The sequence below is a fragment of the Ruegeria sp. AP7 genome (assembly GCF_056539905.1).
The window spans coordinates 1-18111 of sequence record NZ_JBQFVT010000008.1 but is presented as its reverse complement, the minus strand read 5'-3'; the positions used below and the strand labels follow the sequence as shown (position 1 = coordinate 18111).

General features: G+C 55.2%; 10 protein-coding genes and 1 pseudogene. 8 read left to right on the top strand and 3 right to left on the bottom strand.

Going from position 1 to position 18111, the window contains the following annotated elements; translation table 11 throughout:
• The first annotated feature begins 320 nt into the window (after nucleotides 1-320).
• Complete coding sequence (locus ACR0KN_RS14600) at nucleotides 321-2423, top strand: alkyl/aryl-sulfatase (protein WP_480654544.1); 2103 nt, start codon at nucleotides 321-323, stop codon at nucleotides 2421-2423.
• Between the two features lie 245 nt (nucleotides 2424-2668).
• Here the strand turns inward: ACR0KN_RS14600 and ACR0KN_RS14595 are convergent, their stop codons facing one another.
• Together ACR0KN_RS14595 and ACR0KN_RS14590 are read right to left on the bottom strand one after the other, a co-directional pair.
• Nucleotides 2669-4288: an alpha/beta hydrolase gene (locus ACR0KN_RS14595; protein WP_480654542.1), complete on the bottom strand. Its 1620-nt coding sequence runs from the start codon at nucleotides 4286-4288 to the stop codon at nucleotides 2669-2671.
• Between the two features lie 491 nt (nucleotides 4289-4779).
• Complete coding sequence (locus tag ACR0KN_RS14590; protein WP_480654540.1) at nucleotides 4780-4914, bottom strand: hypothetical protein; 135 nt, start codon at nucleotides 4912-4914, stop codon at nucleotides 4780-4782.
• A gap of 26 nt (nucleotides 4915-4940) precedes the next feature.
• Between ACR0KN_RS14590 and iadA the strand changes: the two are divergent.
• From iadA to ACR0KN_RS14560, 6 genes and pseudogenes are all read left to right on the top strand, one after another.
• A pseudogene (iadA, locus tag ACR0KN_RS14585) lies at nucleotides 4941-5894 on the top strand (beta-aspartyl-peptidase); the annotation flags it as partial.
• Nucleotides 5895-5949: 55 nt separating this feature from the next.
• Nucleotides 5950-6840 (top strand): cyanophycinase, encoded by an 891-nt coding sequence (locus tag ACR0KN_RS14580; protein WP_480654538.1) that lies wholly within the window; start codon nucleotides 5950-5952, stop codon nucleotides 6838-6840.
• A gap of 20 nt (nucleotides 6841-6860) precedes the next feature.
• Nucleotides 6861-9662, top strand: a complete 2802-nt coding sequence (gene cphA, locus ACR0KN_RS14575; RefSeq protein ID WP_480654536.1) for a cyanophycin synthetase — start codon at nucleotides 6861-6863, stop codon at nucleotides 9660-9662.
• 14 nt (nucleotides 9663-9676) lie between these two features.
• Complete coding sequence (locus tag ACR0KN_RS14570; protein ID WP_480654534.1) at nucleotides 9677-11413, top strand: Mur ligase family protein; 1737 nt, start codon at nucleotides 9677-9679, stop codon at nucleotides 11411-11413.
• Nucleotides 11414-11893: 480 nt separating this feature from the next.
• Nucleotides 11894-12859 carry an adenylate/guanylate cyclase domain-containing protein gene (locus ACR0KN_RS14565; RefSeq protein WP_480654532.1) on the top strand — a complete coding sequence of 322 codons (966 nt, stop codon included), beginning with the start codon at nucleotides 11894-11896 and terminating at the stop codon, nucleotides 12857-12859.
• A 116-nt stretch (nucleotides 12860-12975) separates the two neighbouring features.
• Nucleotides 12976-14070 (top strand): tetratricopeptide repeat protein, encoded by a 1095-nt coding sequence (locus tag ACR0KN_RS14560; RefSeq protein WP_480654530.1) that lies wholly within the window; start codon nucleotides 12976-12978, stop codon nucleotides 14068-14070.
• Between the two features lie 231 nt (nucleotides 14071-14301).
• Here ACR0KN_RS14560 and ACR0KN_RS14555 read toward each other — a convergent pair whose 3' ends face one another.
• Nucleotides 14302-15738 (bottom strand): arylsulfatase, encoded by a 1437-nt coding sequence (locus ACR0KN_RS14555; RefSeq protein WP_480654528.1) that lies wholly within the window; start codon nucleotides 15736-15738, stop codon nucleotides 14302-14304.
• A 254-nt stretch (nucleotides 15739-15992) separates the two neighbouring features.
• Here ACR0KN_RS14555 and ACR0KN_RS14550 point away from each other — a divergent pair, with 254 nt between their 5' ends.
• A complete protein-coding gene (locus ACR0KN_RS14550) occupies nucleotides 15993-17939 on the top strand; it encodes a DUF3604 domain-containing protein (protein WP_480654526.1) in 1947 nt (648 codons plus the stop codon).
• The last annotated feature ends 172 nt before the right edge of the window (nucleotides 17940-18111 follow it).

Below are 18111 nucleotides of genomic sequence, written 5' to 3'. Positions count from 1 at the left end.
GCATTAACCCCGAACTGGGTAGACAATCCTTACAATAACAATGGGTTTCAGTAAATCGCGGTCAGATCCTGGTCTCGGCTTATCTCGGCCCTGGACACTAAACCGCTAACCTAGGTTGCGGTGTATGCCTCGCAAAAGGAAGAAGAACTGCCGCGAGGGAGAGGCGGTAAATCTCGCGCGACTCGTACTCGTCGAACTAAATGAACTTCTCACAAACCTGACAGAAACGGTACGGCGAAAAAGAGACTGAGATCCGACGGTTCTGCGTAATAGTCGAGCGACACCTAAACCCAAAAAAGTATGAACAGGGAGGCGAAGCCATGACAACGCGACGAGATTTCATGAAGTCTGTTCCAGCTGCTGGAGCTGCATTCGCGGTGGCGGCGCATATAGCGCTTGACGATTCGCCGGCCTTTGCCCAATCGGCTTCCACCCCGCCAGATGGGCACTTTCATCCCAAAGGAAAGGCGCCTTCCGAGCACACACTCAAGGTTCTGGCCGAGGCACGCGAGAAGCTACCCTTTTCGGACACGCGGGACTTCGATGAGAATGCCAAAGGTCTTATCGCCGAAATGCCCGAGAAGAAGATCTTGACCGATACCGGCAATGTCGCCTGGGACATGGAAAGCTTTGACTTCTTCAACGAAGACGTCGATTGGCCAAGCATCCACCCCTCGCTACAGCGGATCTCGCGTCTGAACCAGAACTACGGGCTCTACGAGGTGATCCCGGGCATCTATCAGGTGCGCGGTCTCGATTTGTCTCAGATGACATTGGTGCGCGGTAAGACAGGTTGGATCGTCTTTGATACCCTAATAAGCTCCGAGACCGCGCGAGCGGCCTGGGATTTGTTCCAGCAGCACGTGGGCGAGGGACTTCCGATTACAGCCGTAATTCACTCGCACAGCCACGGCGATCACTGGGGCGGCGTGCGGGGTATCGTGGACGAAGCGGATGTGCGCGCCGGCAAGATCGAGATCATTGTTCCGCGCGACTTCATGGAGTTTACGATCTCCGAAAATGTCTATGCCGGCAACGCCATGAACCGTCGGCTTTCCTATCAGTACGGCCAGCAGTTGCCGATCAGCCCCTACGGTTTCGCGGGACAAGGCCTAGGCCACCGGGTGTCGTTTGGAGAAGTTGGGCTGATCTCGCCGACCAAGGTCGTCGAGGAGGACATCGAGTATCTCGAGGTCGACGGCATTCGAATGGTGTTCCAGAATACGCCTAACACTGAAGCGCCTTCGGAGATGAACACCTACATCCCAGAGATGAAGGCGCTATGGATGGCCGAAAATGTTAACGCGACGCTGCACAATATCTACACTATGCGAGGTGCAGAGGTTCGTGATGCGCTGATCTGGTCGAAGTACATTGCCCAAGCGCTTTATCTCTTCGGCAACGAAGCCGACGTAATGTTTACGGCGCACCACTGGCCCCGCTGGGGCAATGACCGAGTACAGGAAGTTCTGCGGGCCCAACGCGATCTCTATGCGCACATGAACAACCAGGTGTTGCATCTTGCTAACCAGGGCGTGACGATCAACCAAATCCACAATGTGTATAGGTTGCCTGAAAGTCTGGAGCAAAAATGGTATTGCCGCGGCTATCATGGTACCGCGCGCCACAATAGCCGTGGAGTTATCCAGAAGTATCTTGGGTTCTGGGATGCTAATCCTGCAACGCTAGTGCCGCCTTCTCCCGAAGACTCGGCACCTCTCTTTGTCGAGATGATGGGCGGTGGCGCGGCGATTCTGACAAAAGGCAAGGAATTGCACGACACAGGCGAGTACCTGATGGCCGTCGAGATTCTGAACAAGCTCTTTCTCGCCGAGAACGACAATCAGGAGGCGCGAGATCTGCTGGCTGATTGCTATGAGCAGCTTGGTTATCAGGATGAGAACCCGGGTATTCGCAATTGCTACCTCGCAGGCGCCTACGAACTTCGCTCGGGGATCTCGGATGCGCCGGTCGTAAAAGGCTCTAGCCCAGACGTGATAAGGGCGATGTCCACAGAACTATTTCTCAACTTCCTCGGCATCCGAATGGACAGCGGCAAAGCCGAAGGCATGAAATTCACCATCAATATGATCACTCCAGACAATGGCGAGAAATTCATAGTTGAGATGGAGAATGCGACACTAACAAATATCGAAGGCTTCCTGGCTGACGACGCTGATCTGACGCTAACAATCAACCGCGCGGATCTCGAGCGTACGATGGGCGGCGAAGTCACTTTGGATGCTCAAATTGCCGACGGCACCGCCACGGTGGAGGGTGACGCGGAAGTTCTTGCGCAACTAGCCTCGACCATGGTTGATTTCGATCCCTTGTTCGAGCTCTTGCCGGGAACCGCGACAGCGCACGAGGTCGAACAGGCAAATGCCTACGAGGCTGTGCCAGGCGCGCCAATCGCCGAGTGACGCGACCAGACAAAAACTGATAGTGCGCTTGTCCAACGAGCCCTTCGAGACGATGTGTACCGATATGCGAGCGACAACTTTGCCCGCATTGCGGTCAGGCAAGTAGATTTAGATAATAATCGCACCGAGCACAAATCGTGTGTTCGTTTCGGGCGCAGCTTTAAATACGCATGGGTGGACCTCCGATCATTGAGCAGCAGCTCAAGCCAATATCTGAATGCAGATCGGGCGCGGTTTGCATTCATTCATTGGTTCCGGCATCCAAACTGGAATCCTACATTGCAATGTGCCTTCAGCCGTTCGGTATCCTCCACAGTCCAATTTTTTGGAGCAGTGACTTCGGCCCATGGCGTAATGTAATCCCGTGCAACATAAGCGTGTCCATGGCCTGGTGGCGCACCGAAGGACAAGGCCATGTCGAGCGCCAGTTGGAAATGCGTTACGACCGGGATGAAAACAAGGTGCCTTGAGACATCCTCAGCCGGAGGTTCGTTCATCCAAGGTGGCGCGCGCCATACCGAAAGTGGATCATAGAAGACGATCGGGTCGCTGGAATACTGCAGGAATACGATCCTCATATCACCCCAATCCGAAACAGCTTGCGAGGCATCCGAGAAATGGGATGAATATCTAACCAACGATCCGCTTCCGATGGTTGGAAGAACCCAGGGGCTACCGGGTTCCCGGGCGTTCTGAACATGTTGCCAGAACCGAGACGGGAATGGCGGGCCGACCCAGAATGCCCCGTCGATCGGATCATCAACCAGGCGGAAGAGGTTCGTGGCATACATCGATGACCACGCGCCAAGGCTTAGACCATGCGCATATAGCCTTGGGCGACGGTCCTTCGGCAGTGTCCGCCAATATGCGTGCACCACGTCGAGAAGCGCCGTCGCTTGATTGAGGCCAGTTCGGGTTTCCAGAACTAGGGCCAAGGGCGATTGCAAGTAGGAGTATTGTACGCTAACCGTCGCGATGTCGCCATTGTGCATGTATTCCACAGGATCGTGAGAACCGGGGTCCATCCACCCAGTCCCCGTGGGACTTGTGACGATTAGAACTTCCCTGTCAAAGGCATTCAGCCGCTTCAATTCGACCAGCGCCAGGTCGGCCCGTTCCTGTGGCGTCTCGCCGTTTGCTCGGCCGACATAGACTCGGATCGGGTTCATAGCAGGTTTGCCAGTAAACGCGGATATTGCCTCGGCGTCCGGGCCGTCCAGGACAAAATCCCGGCCCGGCTGACCCATCGCGGCCCAGTCGATCAGGGACGCTTCAGAGCCTGCTTGGTCCGGCCGTTCGGGCAAGGCGGGCGCGACATCAAAGAGCAGTTGAGCAGCCTCGTAGCTTTCATCAAGACCCTTGACCACCCGATCAAATATACCGTCGCGGCTGACGACAACAATAATCAGCGCAACCGTCACGAAGCCCAGGACGTTTGCCCTTCGCGGAGGCATGAATCGATACAAGCGACCCCTGATCCATCGAAAGAAGGCCGCCACAAACGCGCCGATTAGAAAAAAGACTGCGAAGGTTCCCGCGCCCGCCAAAAGTATCTGCACTAGGTGTTTAGCGTCGGCGAGCTCCATCCCCATCTTTGCACGAATCTCGTTTTGCCATTCGAGGCTGAGAGATAGTGCCCAGATCGCAAATCCGGCGACCAAGGCTGCAAAGATAAGGTTCCCGCCAAGCGCCAACCGCCCACGCAATCGCGGCAGATCTGCAGCAAGCCAAACCAGTTCGATCACCCGCCCCAAAAGGTATCCAAGGGCAACCAAGATCCCGCCTAGTATTCCCTGAACCAACGGCTCGCGGGGAATGAGCGATGGGGTTAGCGAAGCAGCGAAGAACAGAAGACCCAAAAGCATGCATGGTAGGGACATCCCAGTAGTCAGTGACCTTATCCACCGCACGATCGACCCTCCCTGAACAAAATCAGTTCGATAAGCTTAGTAAAATGCCGGCGTATCGGCCATGTTAATCGCGCATGATCCGGGTGTTTGTCCCGCGCTGTCCCAACTTTCTAGACTTCAAAGCAAATAGTTCAGATATCTCTGATGTTCGACGCTTTTCTGAAGTAGTCATTCGATTGCTCAGCAGTAAACGGCAGATTTGTCAGCATAGCTGACTTTCACTGCATCGGGCTCCATTGTCTGCTATGCGGACAATCTTCCAGCCGCTTCCTTCTTCTCAAGTTCCGCTGCGGGTCTGAGACCGACATCTTTGCTTTCCCGAAATTGGGGATGGTTCTTCTGCTGTCTTTTAGTGCAAGAAAGAGTGTCTTTGCTCCTATTCACGGATATGAAACGTGTTGAAACTCATCAAGAATGCGCGCCTCTATTCACCTGAGCCAGTTGGTTTAGGCCATATTCTCACCGCGGGTGAACGCATCATTTACCTCGGTAGCACACAGCCCGAATTGCCGGATCAACTTCAGGCGGAAATCATTGACGTCGCAGGTGCAGCGGTTGTTCCAGGTTTTATTGATGGACATGCGCATATCACCCGGGGGGCGGAGAAACCGGACCAGCCAGTCGGGTGCCACCGATGGTCCTGTCCTCCTTCACCCGTGCCGGTGTCACCTCGGTGGTTGGGGTGTTGGGCACGGACGATCTGACCCGCAACACGCAAACGCTGGTGCAACAGGCCTACGGGCTGCGTGAAGAGGGACTTTCGGCTTGGTGTCACACTGGTGGGTATCATGTCCCACTGACCACCCTCACTGGTTCAGCCCGCGGAGATATCGTGTTCCTTGATCCGGTCATCGGTGTTGGGGAGTTGGCGATCAGTGATCACCGGTCTAGCCAGCCAACATTGGATGAATTCCTGCGCATCGCAAGCGAGGCGCACGTCGCGGGCCTGATGACCGGCAAAGCGGGGATCGTGCACTGCCATATGGGAGATGGCGAGCGGGGTCTGTCGATGTTGGAACAGGCAATTAAGATTTGTGAAATCCCCTCACGCATCTTCAATCCAACCCATGTCAATCGCAACAAACCACTCTTCGAACAGGCCGTGGCGCTAGCACGGCACGGATGTTACATCGACGCTACCGCATTCCCCTGCCAACATGTCGAGCCGGGCATCTCTGCTGCTGAGGCCTACATTCAGTTTCGCGATTTGGGCGGTCACGCGGACCGGTTCACCATCAGCTCTGACGGTGGTGGCTGCCTGCCCGCCTTTGACCATGAAGGCGATCTGACACGGTTCGGTGTGGGTTTGCCGGACACTTTGCCGGACACGCTGCGCGAACTCACCAACAGAGGAGTACCAATGCCCGAAGCGCTTGCTCCGCTGACCTCAAATGTCGCCGACCTGCTGAAGCTGCACCGAAAAGGTCGTCTGAACGTGGGTATGGACGCCGATTTGGTCGTTCTTGACGAAAACACTGCCGTGCGGCATGTGATGGCCCGGGGGGAATGGCGTGTACGTGACGGCCAGATAGCCCGACGCGGCATGTATGAACAGGTTTGAGCGTCCGCGCGGTCCCCGGTGGCTGCCCGCTATAGCACCGGAAGGTAGTTAAGATATGTGCCCTGCACCCATTGATGCAGAAACCCCGCGCGGGTTCATCATTCCGATCGGCGGCGGTGAAGACCGCGTTAAGGAAATGCAGATTCACCGAAAGTTCGTAGAACTGTCCGGCGGTGCCGACGCTGATATCGTCGTGATCCCAACAGCCTCGATGCTGGAAGAAACCGGACCGGACTATAACCGCATCTTTTCCGAGCTTGGTGCAGGCAAGGTTGAATTCCTGCCTATCTCGCGCCGCGCCGATTGCGACAACCCGGATTACGCGGGGATGCTGGATCGTGCTACCGGGATTTTTATGACCGGTGGGAACCAGTTGCGCCTGTCAGCGATTCTTGGAGGCACTCTGGTCGCCCAGAAAATCCGGCGCCGAAACGCGGCAGGGGTGCCGGTTGCAGGAACCTCGGCCGGTGCTTCGATCATGTCCGAGCATATGGTAGCAGGTGGCAGCAGCAACTCTGGTCCAGCCGAAGGTAACATCACGCTGGCTCCCGGTATGGGTCTGACCAACGCCGTCATCATTGATCAGCATTTCACCCAACGCAACCGCCTGGGTCGATTGCTAACCGCTTCATCTTTTAACCCTTTTCTAATCGGATTGGGCGTTGACGAAGACACGGCGGCCTTCATTGGGCCCGATAACGTCTTTGAAGTAATCGGCAGCGGAACGGTTACCGTGGTGGATGCCAGCCATTTGACCCATTCTTCGATGTGGGATGCCCGTCGCGGCGAAGCACTCAGCCTTCTTGGACTTCGGCTTGACGTTCTTGGTGAAGGGTGCCGTTATGATCTGACGGCTCGCCAGGCTTTTCCGCCGGATGAGCATATGGCGTTCTGCACATTGCCGGATCTGTCCGAGGATGAGGCCGCCAGCGGGGGGAAACAATAAGCTAACCAACGGGGAGCCTCATGAAAATAATCTCGACCAATGTCTTTGTCGGCCCGAACGTCTGGGCAAGTTTTCCGGTCATTCGCCACGTCATTGATCTGGGCGTTCTGGAAGATTGGCCTTCGGCCAAAATTGGTTCCGAGTTTATTGATGCCTTGACCCAGGCCCTTCCCGGTCTGGCGGAACATGGCTGTTCCTACCGCGAACCCGGTGGTTTCATCCGCCGATTGCGCGAAGATGAAGGCACTTGGCTTGGTCATGTTTTGGAACATTGTGCCATCGAAGTGCAGAACGTGGCCGGTTCGGATGTAACCTTTGGCCGCACGCGCGGCACAGGCGAACCCGGCCAATACAACATGGTTTACGAATACCGCCAGCGCGATGTTGGTCTGGACGCAGGCAAGCTGGCAATGCGGCTGCTGATGCATCTATTGCCGCAATCACTCAAGGAACAGGTGGACTACGACTTCGACCCGGAATTCAACTGGGATGACGAGTTGCGTAGCTTTGTGCTGCGGGCGCAGCGCAAGGAGTTTGGTCCCTCAACCGGCTCATTGGTTAAGGCCGCGCAAGAGCGTGACATCCCTTGGATCAGGCTGAATTCTGGGTCACTGGTTCAGTTCGGGCACGGCAAATACCAGAAACGCATTCAGGCAACCATAACCTCTGAGACCAAGCATATCTCGGTCGAGATTTCCTGCGACAAGGAAGACACCCACAATCTGCTGAACGATCTGGGCCTGCCTGTGCCACAGCAACGCATGGTCTATTCCGCGCGCGAAGCCGTGCGCGCCGCCGCACGGATCGGGCACCCGGTGGTGGTCAAACCGCTCGATGCCAATCATGGGCGCGGTGTTTCGATCAACCTGAACTCGGATGAAGAGGTCGAGGCAGGCTTTGCGGAAGCCGAGGAACATTCCCGCAGCCGCGCCATTCTGGTGGAAAGCTTCATCACTGGGTTCGATCACCGGATGCTGGTGGTGAACAACAAGCTGGTCGCGGTGGCCAAGCGCGTGCCGGGCCATGTGGTAGGCGATGGCACGCAGACGATTGCCGAACTGGTCGATATCGTGAACGAGGATCCGCGCCGTGGCATCGGGCATGAAAAAGTGCTGACCATGCTGGAGATCGACAATCAAGCCAAACGCCTGATGGAAAATGCGGGCGTTACTGAAGAAACTGTGCTGCCTGACGGCGAGGTCTTCTATCTGCGATCAACCGCGAACCTGTCGACCGGCGGCACGGCCATTGATCTGACGGATGTGGTGCACCCTGACAACCGTGACATGGCCGAGCGTGCCATCATGGCCGTCGGGCTGGATGTGGGCGGCGTCGATTTCCTGATCGACGACATCACCAAATCCTACAAGGATATCGGCGGCGCGATTGTCGAGGTGAACGCCGCCCCCGGTTTCCGGATGCACGTGGCACCGTCCGAAGGTCAGCCGCGCGACGTGGCGGGCAAAGTGATCGACATGCTGTTTCCGGCCACCGAGGAAACTCGCATCCCCATCGCGGCAATCACCGGAACCAACGGCAAGACGACCACTTCAAGGATGCTGGGGCACATCATGAAAACCAGCGGCAAGACCGTTGGCATGACCTCGACCGATGGTGTTTATGTTGACGGCAAGCTGAGCGTCAAGGGCGACATGACGGGACCCAAGTCGGCACAGATCGTTCTGCGCGACCCGGCTGTCGATTTTGCGGTGATGGAAACCGCACGCGGCGGACTTGTGCGCTCGGGTCTGGGCTATCAGCGCTCGAACGTAGCGGCCTGTCTGAACGTCTCGGCAGATCATCTGGGCCTTGGCGGCATAAACACGGTTGAGGAACTGGCCCTTGTCAAACGCGTGGTGGTGGAAAGCGCCACCGACACGGCAGTTCTGAATGCCGATGACATCAACTGTCTGAAAATGGCCGACTATGCCGGTGCGGATCAGATCTTTTATGTCACCACCAATCCGGGGCACAGCCTGGTCAAGGAACATATCAAGGCAGGCGGCAAGGCCATTGTGCTTGAAAAGGGCATGAATGGTGACATGCTGACCATTTATGACAACGGTCTTCATATCCCGGTGCTGTGGTCGCATCTGATCCCGGCGGCATTGGAAGGCAAGGCCATTTTCAACGTCCAGAACGCGATGTTCGCCGCCGCGATGGCCTATAGTTTCGGAGTGGACCTGGACAATATTCGCCACGGGCTGCGCACCTTCGACACCAGCTATTTCCAGGCACCCGGGCGGATGAATGTCTATGACGAGCATCCTTTCAAAGTGATCCTCGACTATGGCCACAACCCTGCCGCGCTCAAGGCGATGGCGGCGCTGGCCGATCAGTTGGAGGTCAAGGGTCGAAGGCTGTGCGTTGTTGCGATGCCGGGCGACCGGCGCGATGAGGATATTATCGACGGGGCTGCCGCATTGGCGGGGCATTTTGATCATTTCATCTGCAAGGCAGATGACCGCCGCCGGGGCCGTGGACACGACGAAGTGCCGCAAATGATGCGGCAGGCCCTGATCGACAACGGCGTCGATGATGCCGCAATCACGATCATCCCGGATGAGGTCGAAGCGGTGACTGCAGCGTTGGAACAGGCCGCACCGGGCGATTTGCTGGTGATTTTCGGTGATGACACAACGCGCTGCTGGAAGCAGATCATCTATTTCAACTCCGATAGCGAAGCGCCAGTCACAGAGGCTGCGCCGGTGGCAAGCCCCATCGACACCTCGTTCGAGGACATGTTCGAAAGCGACCAGAACCTGATCCGGGATGCGCGCGGCGTGCGCCTGGCCCGCGACATCAGCGAAGACGCGGATTGAGCGGGGGTACCGGAATGGACCGGATCGAAGAGCTTGAAAACGCGCTGACAATTGAAAGCGCGTACGCCGATCATATCCGGGTAGACGATGCCCGACGCTTGACCGGGCCGGGACTGTTGTGGAACCGCCCCGGCGCGGTGATGGATGTGTTTTTCACCGATATCGGCAGCGCGCAGGTCACCGCTTTGTGGGAGAAACACGCGCGCCGCGTGCTGGACGCGCTTGGCTGGCAGGATCAGGACGTAACCCACCGCACTTTCACCGGTGGCGTCAATCTGGCGATTTCAGCGCCGATGGATCAGCTCTATTCCGCGATCTTCGCGGTGCAAACCGTCTGGCATTTCTGTGCTGCCGAACTGTTGGCATCCGAGCCCGGCGATTTCGATCAGATGGTTGCGGATGTCAAAAGCGTCATGGAGAAGGAAGCCAATCCCGCGCTGATCGCCCTGATTGCGGCAGCAGAAGCGCATGGTGTGGATATCCTGTGCGATGATGACGAAGTGTCGATCGGGCACGGGACTGGCAGTCAGACCTGGCCGGTCGATGCGCTGCCTACCCCCGATGACGTGGACTGGTCCGCTCTGCACAATATCCCGGTGGCCTTCATTACCGGAACCAACGGCAAAACAACCACAACCCGTTTGCTTGAGGCGATCGCGCGCGCTTCGGGCAAGGTTGCCGGGCTGACTTCGACCGAATTTGTGCGGGTGGGAGACGACATTCTCGACCGTGGCGATTATTCCGGCCCCGGCGGCGGGCGAATGCTGTTGCGTGACAAAAGGCTGGAGGTCGCCTGTCTGGAAGTCGCGCGCGGAGGTATCCTGCGCCGGGGTCTGCCGACCCGCGCGGCAACGGCAGCGGCGGTCACCAATGTGGCAAACGACCATCTGGGGCAATACGGGGTCAACACGGTGCCGGAACTGGCTCAGGCCAAATTCGCCGTGCATCGCACGCTGGCCGAGGGTGGCGTGCTGGCACTGAATGCCGATGACTTGTATATCCGCGCAGAAGCGGAAAATACATCCGCAAATATCTGGTGGTTTTCGCTGGATGCGCAAAACAACCTTGTCCGTCAGGCGCGTGATGCGGGCAAGTGCTGCGCCTATGTGCAGGAGGGAGATATCGTCTTTTTCGACGGCGCGGCCGAACAGGTAGTGATTGCAGTTTCCGATGTTCCCCTGACCATGGGCGGCGCTGCGAAATACAATATCCTGAACGCGCTGGCGGCCTTGTGCCTTGCCTTGGCACTGGACTTGCCCGTTCAGGGGGCTCGGGATGGGTTGGCCGGGTTCAAACCCGACGCCAAGGACAACCCCGGACGCTGCAACGAGTTTAGTTACAATAATGCGCGTGTTTTTGTGGATTTTGCGCATAACCCGCACTCGATTTCGGCCGTTTGCGATGCGCTATCAAGCCTACCGGCGAAACGGCGTTTCATTATGCTCAGCCATGCTGGCGATCGGTCGGATCAGGATATCCGGGACGTTACCGAGACGGCGTTAATTTTTCAGCCCGACGTGGTCGTCGCAGCCGAACTGGAAGGGTATTTAAGAGGCCGCGAATGGGGAGAAATCCCGGACCTGATCGAAAAGTCTGCCTTAAAACAGGGATATGACGCGCAACAAGTCCTCAGAGCATCTTCGCCCTCTCAGGCTGCCTCGATGATATTGGAAAAGCTGGAACCGGGTGATCTTGCCTTGCTGTTGGTCCTGTCCGAACGCGACGCCGTGCTTGCGATGCTCGACGGGTAAAAACAAAGACGGTTGCAGGATTCATGGCGTTGCAGTTGGCACGGGGCAATATCAGCAAGCCCAGATGCAGACAGGCAGAACTCCGGGCACCTAAAATGTTGCGCCTTTGCCTAGAGACCGTTCAGTGGCGGGATGGCGCAGGACCGGCCATTTGATCGTTGCCCAGCACTTGGTAGTTAGGGCTCAGTATTTCGGTTCCCATCAGCAAGCATGACCAGCTGGTCGCAGCCCAAACCGGACGTTGGCGCCAAGGTTTTGCAATTCCTGAAATCCAGACAAGTTGACCAAAAATCCTTTCAACTAAGATGTTCAATGAACTTGCCACAGCCGCACACGAAAGAGTTCATGTTGGACGGATTTTCGTCCTAACTTATCGGGATAGGACAGCGGACCAAAATGCCATTACACTAAGTTTGCAACGGGTTGGAGGTGTCTTTGTCAAATGAGATTAGAAGACTTTCCGCAATAGTGGCTTTCGACATGGTTGGCTACAGCCGACTAATGGAGTTGGACGAGTCCGGAACCCTCGCGCGGCAAAGAACTGTCCTGGATAAGATCATTAACCCAAAGGTGATCGAGTTTGACGGTCGAGTAGTGAAGACCATGGGAGACGGAGCACTGATTGAGTTTGCCAGTGCCGTAAGCGCGGTTTCATGGGCGGCTTCGGTACAACGCGCGATGATCATTCACGAACGTGATCAGGATGCGGATAAACGAATCTCTTATCGTATTGGGATCAATCTCGGTGACGTTCTCGTCGAGGGAGACGAATTTTTTGGGGAAGGGGTGAACGTCGCTTCTCGCCTGGAAGGATTGGCTGAGCCCAACGGGATTAAGATCTCGGATACGGTATTCAAAAGCGTGAAAGGCAAACTGGATCTTGGCTTTGCCGACGTCGGGCTCAACAAGGTCAAGAATCTTTCGGAGCCAATACAAGCATTCAAAGTGCTTCTTGACCCAGGTGATGCCGGCAAAATTCTTGCCGATGCAAACCCGATCTCAAGCCGGATCGGAAAACCTATGGTTGCCGCAGCGGTTGTTCTTTTGGTGGGTTTGAGTGTCCTCATCGGTTCAATCTGGACTTCGAGCTTCGGTGATCCCGACGATGGAATATTGATCGTCCCGTTTTCGGCCGAAACAAGCTCTGACAAGGTCTCAGCGGATGTCGTGACAGAGTTGTTTTTTCGATCATACGGCAGGCTCAGGCAGTTGCCTTCTGCTTCGTACAGTACATCGATGCGGTACAAAGGTATCGCCGTCACGTTAGTGGACCTGAAACGGGACATTGATGTCAGGTATGTTCTCGATGGGTCAGTCAGAACACACGAAAACGAAATCGAAATCCGTGCGCGTCTCAGAGATGCAACAGAAAGCGGCGACGGCGTCATCTGGCAGCAAGTTGTAGAAGGGGAAAAGACCGGCTGTTCGACCTTGTCAGCGACCTGAAATTCAAAGCAGCTGGCGCGCTGAAGCTCAAACTCAACCCGGTCGAGCGCCGTTTTTTTGAAGAGACGCCCACAACTGACCAAAACGCATTTCTTGCCTATGCAAACGCCGATAGGTTGCTGCACAGCAAGGATTTCACGGATATCGGTAAAGCCCTGCCATTATATGAGGAAGCAATCTCGCTAGATCCAAACTTTGTTGCGGCAAAACTTGGATATGCAGAAGCCAACTTTCAAATCTGGGAAGGAAGCTACAACACAATACGTTTCACGCTGGACGCACTGGATGAAGCAAAGACTATTATCCGAGATGTGCTCAGCTCCGATCCCTCAAATTCAATCGCTATTGGATTGCAGGTCAGATTGCTATTGCAGCAACTCCAAAGGGACCGCGCTTTGTCTATAGCGAGAGCCGCAGTTTTCAACAGCCCAAGCGAACCAAGCCTTAGGCTTGTGCACGGGCTCACTTTGAATGCGGTTGGCGATTACGAACAGGCCATTGAGGCGTTCAATCAGTACGAGGCGCTGTCTGCGCGCCTTAGTTCGGGCGACAAAGGGGATCTGGCTTGGAATTTACTCCGGGCGGGCAACAGCCAGAAGGCGCTTTCGTTGTTGCTTAGCATTCCGGAGAACGAACTGCGCGAACAGCATTTTAGATTTCTGGCGGAAGCTTTTTTCCGCGAAGGCGACAGCGAAAAGGCCCGTGAATATATCCAGCGTTTTCTGACCAATAACGTATGGCTGAATGTGATGTGGATGAAGCCATGGTTCGAAATTTATGATGATCCTAATGTATTCATAATCTATTCCGAAGCAATGTTGGCGTCTGGATTGCCTGAATGGCCTTATAGTTACGACAAGGGGCGCGCAGGGGACCGCATCAGGCAAGATGAGCTACTTGAATTGTATTCCGATCGGTTCGAAGAACAGTTCACGACAGGCCCATTTGGAACGCCATATTCAGAAGAACGAAGATCTGACGGAACGGTCGAAATGGAATTTGGTTGGATGAATGGTATCCCTCTCAATGGGACTTGGAGTATCAAAGACGATGCTATTTGTCAGAGGCTTCCTTCGGTCCATCAGGGGAGAGAACAATGCCATTTCCTATATCGTAACGCGGATAGGTCGACCGAGACCAATCGGCATGTGTCAGCAGTCTTGTCCTTCGGTGTGATCGATTCAGAATTCATACGTGTCAAAGAGTATTGAATGCCGCGCATTGCATACCTCAATGAATTCTGCGGATGCCAGATTGGTGTTTTAGAAGTCGACATGAGCACTTCTTTTAAAGACCACCTGTGAGAACTAATCGAATTTTGCAAAGTCTGCTTCCCGCGCATAACCGCGGTTAGTTGATCGCGCAGCATCGGTCACTATGGGCTCTGAGCGGTCGTTCGCTGCGTTCCGTCTGAATGACCGCTTTACGGACAAAGCCGCCGTTCAGTTTTTGGGTGGTTCGTAGGGATCAGGCGTTCCTGGTGGGATTGGAGGGTATTCCTCGAAGGTTGCAATGTGCTGCTGCAACTGCGGCAGCGCCTTTTCGGCCGCCCATGTGTGTGGGAAGAGCACGCTTTCACGCTCATGCGGATCATTCAGAAGGTTGTAGACCCTAGGTGTGTCGAAAGACTCCGTCGCTCCAAAAGCCGTTGTGTTCTCTTTGAACAGAACTTTCCAGTCCTTCCATTTTACGCCGAATATCTGCTCACCCATGTAGACGATCACGCCTTCTCGGCTTGAGTTTGGTTGGGCACCAAGAAAGAACTTTGACTGGTCGATGCCATCAAAGGCCCTGTCATCAGGCACCTTGCCCCCTGCAAAAGCCGCAAGTGTCGGATAGAGATCCATTGAGTGGACAACATCGTTGCTTTCTGAACCGGCAGGGATCTTTCCCGGCCACTTGATTGCAAAGGGTACACGCATGCTTCCTTCGAGGCTGGTGAACAGAGTGCCGCGCCAAGGCCCGGCTGTCCCATGTACCGCAGGAACCGGCGAGACGTTGGCATTTCCAACCGGAAGAGCTTCGGGGCCGTTGTCAGCAGTAAATATCACCACGGTGTCGTCGGAAACACCTGCCGCTTCAATCGCATCAACGATGCGTCCGATATAGCTATCTGTTTGAAACAGAATGTCGGCCCAGACGCCGTTTCCAGTGGTGCCATCAAACTCCTCGGACGCGATATTTGGATAGTGGGTCTGCGTGTATGCAAGATAGATGAAAAACGGCGCATCTTCGACACTCTTCGCTTCGATAAAGTTGATAGCCTTTTTCGTCAGTTCGCCATCTATCTCGCCGCGATAGTCGAGATCGTAGTCCCGCGCGATGGTTGCTGGCTCGCCTGCAACACCCTGCATCACAACAGGCTCTTCCATGTTGGCTTCAGCAAATCCCGGAAGCGTGCGCCAGACTGTAACGTCAGTGGTCTCAACTCCGTAAAATTCGTCGAATCCTTGATTCGTTGGATAGCGTCCTTCGGTCCAGCCAAGGTGCCACTTGCCGTACATGGCCGTGTTGTATCCTACATCCTTTAGCATCTCAGCCATTGTGATTTCCCACTGAGTTAAGCCGTAGACGCCGCCGCCCAGTGGGACCGTGTGGTTGCCGCTTCGGATACCGTATCGTCCTGTCATGGTCGCTGCACGGGACGGCGTGCACTGGCTTTCCACGTTGAAGTTTGTGAGTCGTAACCCTTCCGCAGCGAGGGCGTCCATTTCGGGAGTCGCTGTGCCACGGATAATGCCGCCACCGTTGAAACCGGGCTCACCCCAACCAAAATTATCTAGAAATATGAATACGATGTTGGGTTTATCTTGAGCAGAAGCAACCGTGGCAAATAGAAGAGTTAAGGCCAGTAGGAATGTTCGCGATAACCATTTCATAACAACGACTCCAATCAAGATCACGGATTCAAGACTGAAGAACCAAGTCACCAGTCGTCAAGAGCATCCAGTTTGTAGCGGAACTTTAGCACAGCGGCTGAACGTCAAAGTTACGTGCGAAGCTGTGGTCCGGGATTAGTCGAACCTCCCCCGGGATCTCTTATTCCCAACTAAGAAAAACCGTTGTTTTCCTTGACGAACAGCCACGTCAGATGTTGGCATGGGCTGGCATTCAGCTCGGCTGGGAGGTTCAAATGAAGTTTTTTCTGACGACATCAACAGCAATAGTTTCCGCAGCATTCATAACAAGCTCTTCACATGCTCAAGAGGCTGCAGAAGGTGGGCAAGTTGGAGAGATGACCATATCAGTTGATGATATGCGTGAACCCGCGCCTGCTGATTTCTCACCTTATGCGGGTCGAGATTTTCCTACACGCCCATTGTGGGGTGACACTCACCTGCACACGTCAAACTCGCTCGACGCCCGCGGATTTGGTGTCATACTGAGCCCCGACGATGCCTATAGGTTTGCACGTGGTGAGGAAGTCACCACATCGCACGGCCTGCGCGTGAAGCTGTCGCGCCCGCTCGACTGGCTTGTTGTATCCGATCATTCTGATGCCATGGGTGCAATGAATGAAATCATCGCGGGAAACTCCACACTGATGCGCGATGCAACGCTCCGAGACTGGAGCGAACGGCTTAACGCGGGCGGAGACGTTGCACTTGGAGCCACTATGGAAGTCATTGAAACCTTTGCTGGCATCACCGGCGAGGCACTTCCCGAGGCTGTCGCAGATCGCAGGTTCGTACAATCCGTATGGGACGAGTTCACACAAACTGCGGATCATCACAACGCCCCCGGCACATTCACTGCGTTCATTGGGTACGAATGGACGTCCACCGAAGCTGGCAACAACCTCCACCGTAACGTGATTTATCGAGATGATGCCATTCGCGCCCGGCAAATGCTGCCCTTCACAACCGCAGAAACCTTTAATCCGGAACGGTTATGGGACTGGATGGAAACATATGAACAAGAGACTGGCGGTCGTGTACTCGCCCTTGCCCACAACGGCAACGTCTCTAACGGTCTAATGTTCCCAGTCGAAACTAACCCGGAAACGGGTGAACCGTTGACAGAAGATTACGCAGAACGGCGTGCGAAGTGGGAACCAATGTACGAGATCACCCAAATCAAGGGTGACGGAGAAACGCATCCGTTTCTCAGCCCGAACGATGAGTTCGCGGACTATGAAACCTGGGATAAGTCCAATCTGGGTCCGACACCCAAAGAAGACTGGATGCTGCAATACGAGTATGCCCGTGAGGCTTTGAAGAACGGTCTCAAACTAGAGGCTCAGCTCGGCACCAATCCATACAAGTTCGGAGTAGTGGGCTCGACTGACAGCCATACGGCTTTGGCCACGGCGGAAGAAGACAATTTCTTTGGTAAACACTCTGGCGTCGAGCCGGAACCTGGCCGTTGGCAGCATGTCGTTGGCGAGTTTGATGCCTTGAGGATTCTCGGGTGGGAAATGGCAGCCTCTGGCTATGCAGCGGTCTGGGCTCAGGACAACACACGCGAAGCCATATTCGACGCCATGGAACGGAAAGAAGTTTACGGGACAACCGGTAGTCGCATCGCGGTTCGTTTCTTTGGTGGTTGGGATTTTACGGAAGCTGATGCTAGGTCTCGTTTGCCCGCAGAAATAGGATATGAAAAAGGCGTTCCGATGGGTGGGGACCTCGCAGGCGCGACAGAAGGCGCGGACGCCCCAACTTTCTTGGTCGCTGCGCTGAAAGATCCGTTCTCCGGCAATCTCGACCGTGTTCAGGTTGTGAAAGGTTGGTTAAATTCCAGCGGCGAAACTGAAGAGCGGGTCTATGACGTGGCTTGGTCGGGAGACCGAGAACCCGATGCGGACGGCAACCTGCCAGCGGTGGGGAACACCGTGGATGTTGCAACGGGCACATTTACCAATTCCATAGGGTCTCCAGAGCTGATCACTGTTTGGACCGACCCTGAGTTCGATCCTTCAGTGCGGGCTTTCTACTATGCCCGTGTCTTGGAAATTCCTACACCGAGGTGGACAATTTACGACTCCGTTCGGTTCGGAGACGAACTTCCCGCGGAGGTTCCGACGTCAACGCAGGAACGCGCGTACACTTCGCCAATTTGGTATACACCCGAGGACTGAAATATACCTAATCCGACGTCGTTGCGTTAAAAGCCCGGCAGTTCCTGTCGCAGCAACACTAAGCTGATGCATGCGTTCATGCGAACGTCCGCTTAGGGCTGCCGATTCAACCGATCGCCGCAACACACTCTTCGAACTTCTCTGCCGGTGAGAAGTAATTCAAGGTCATTCT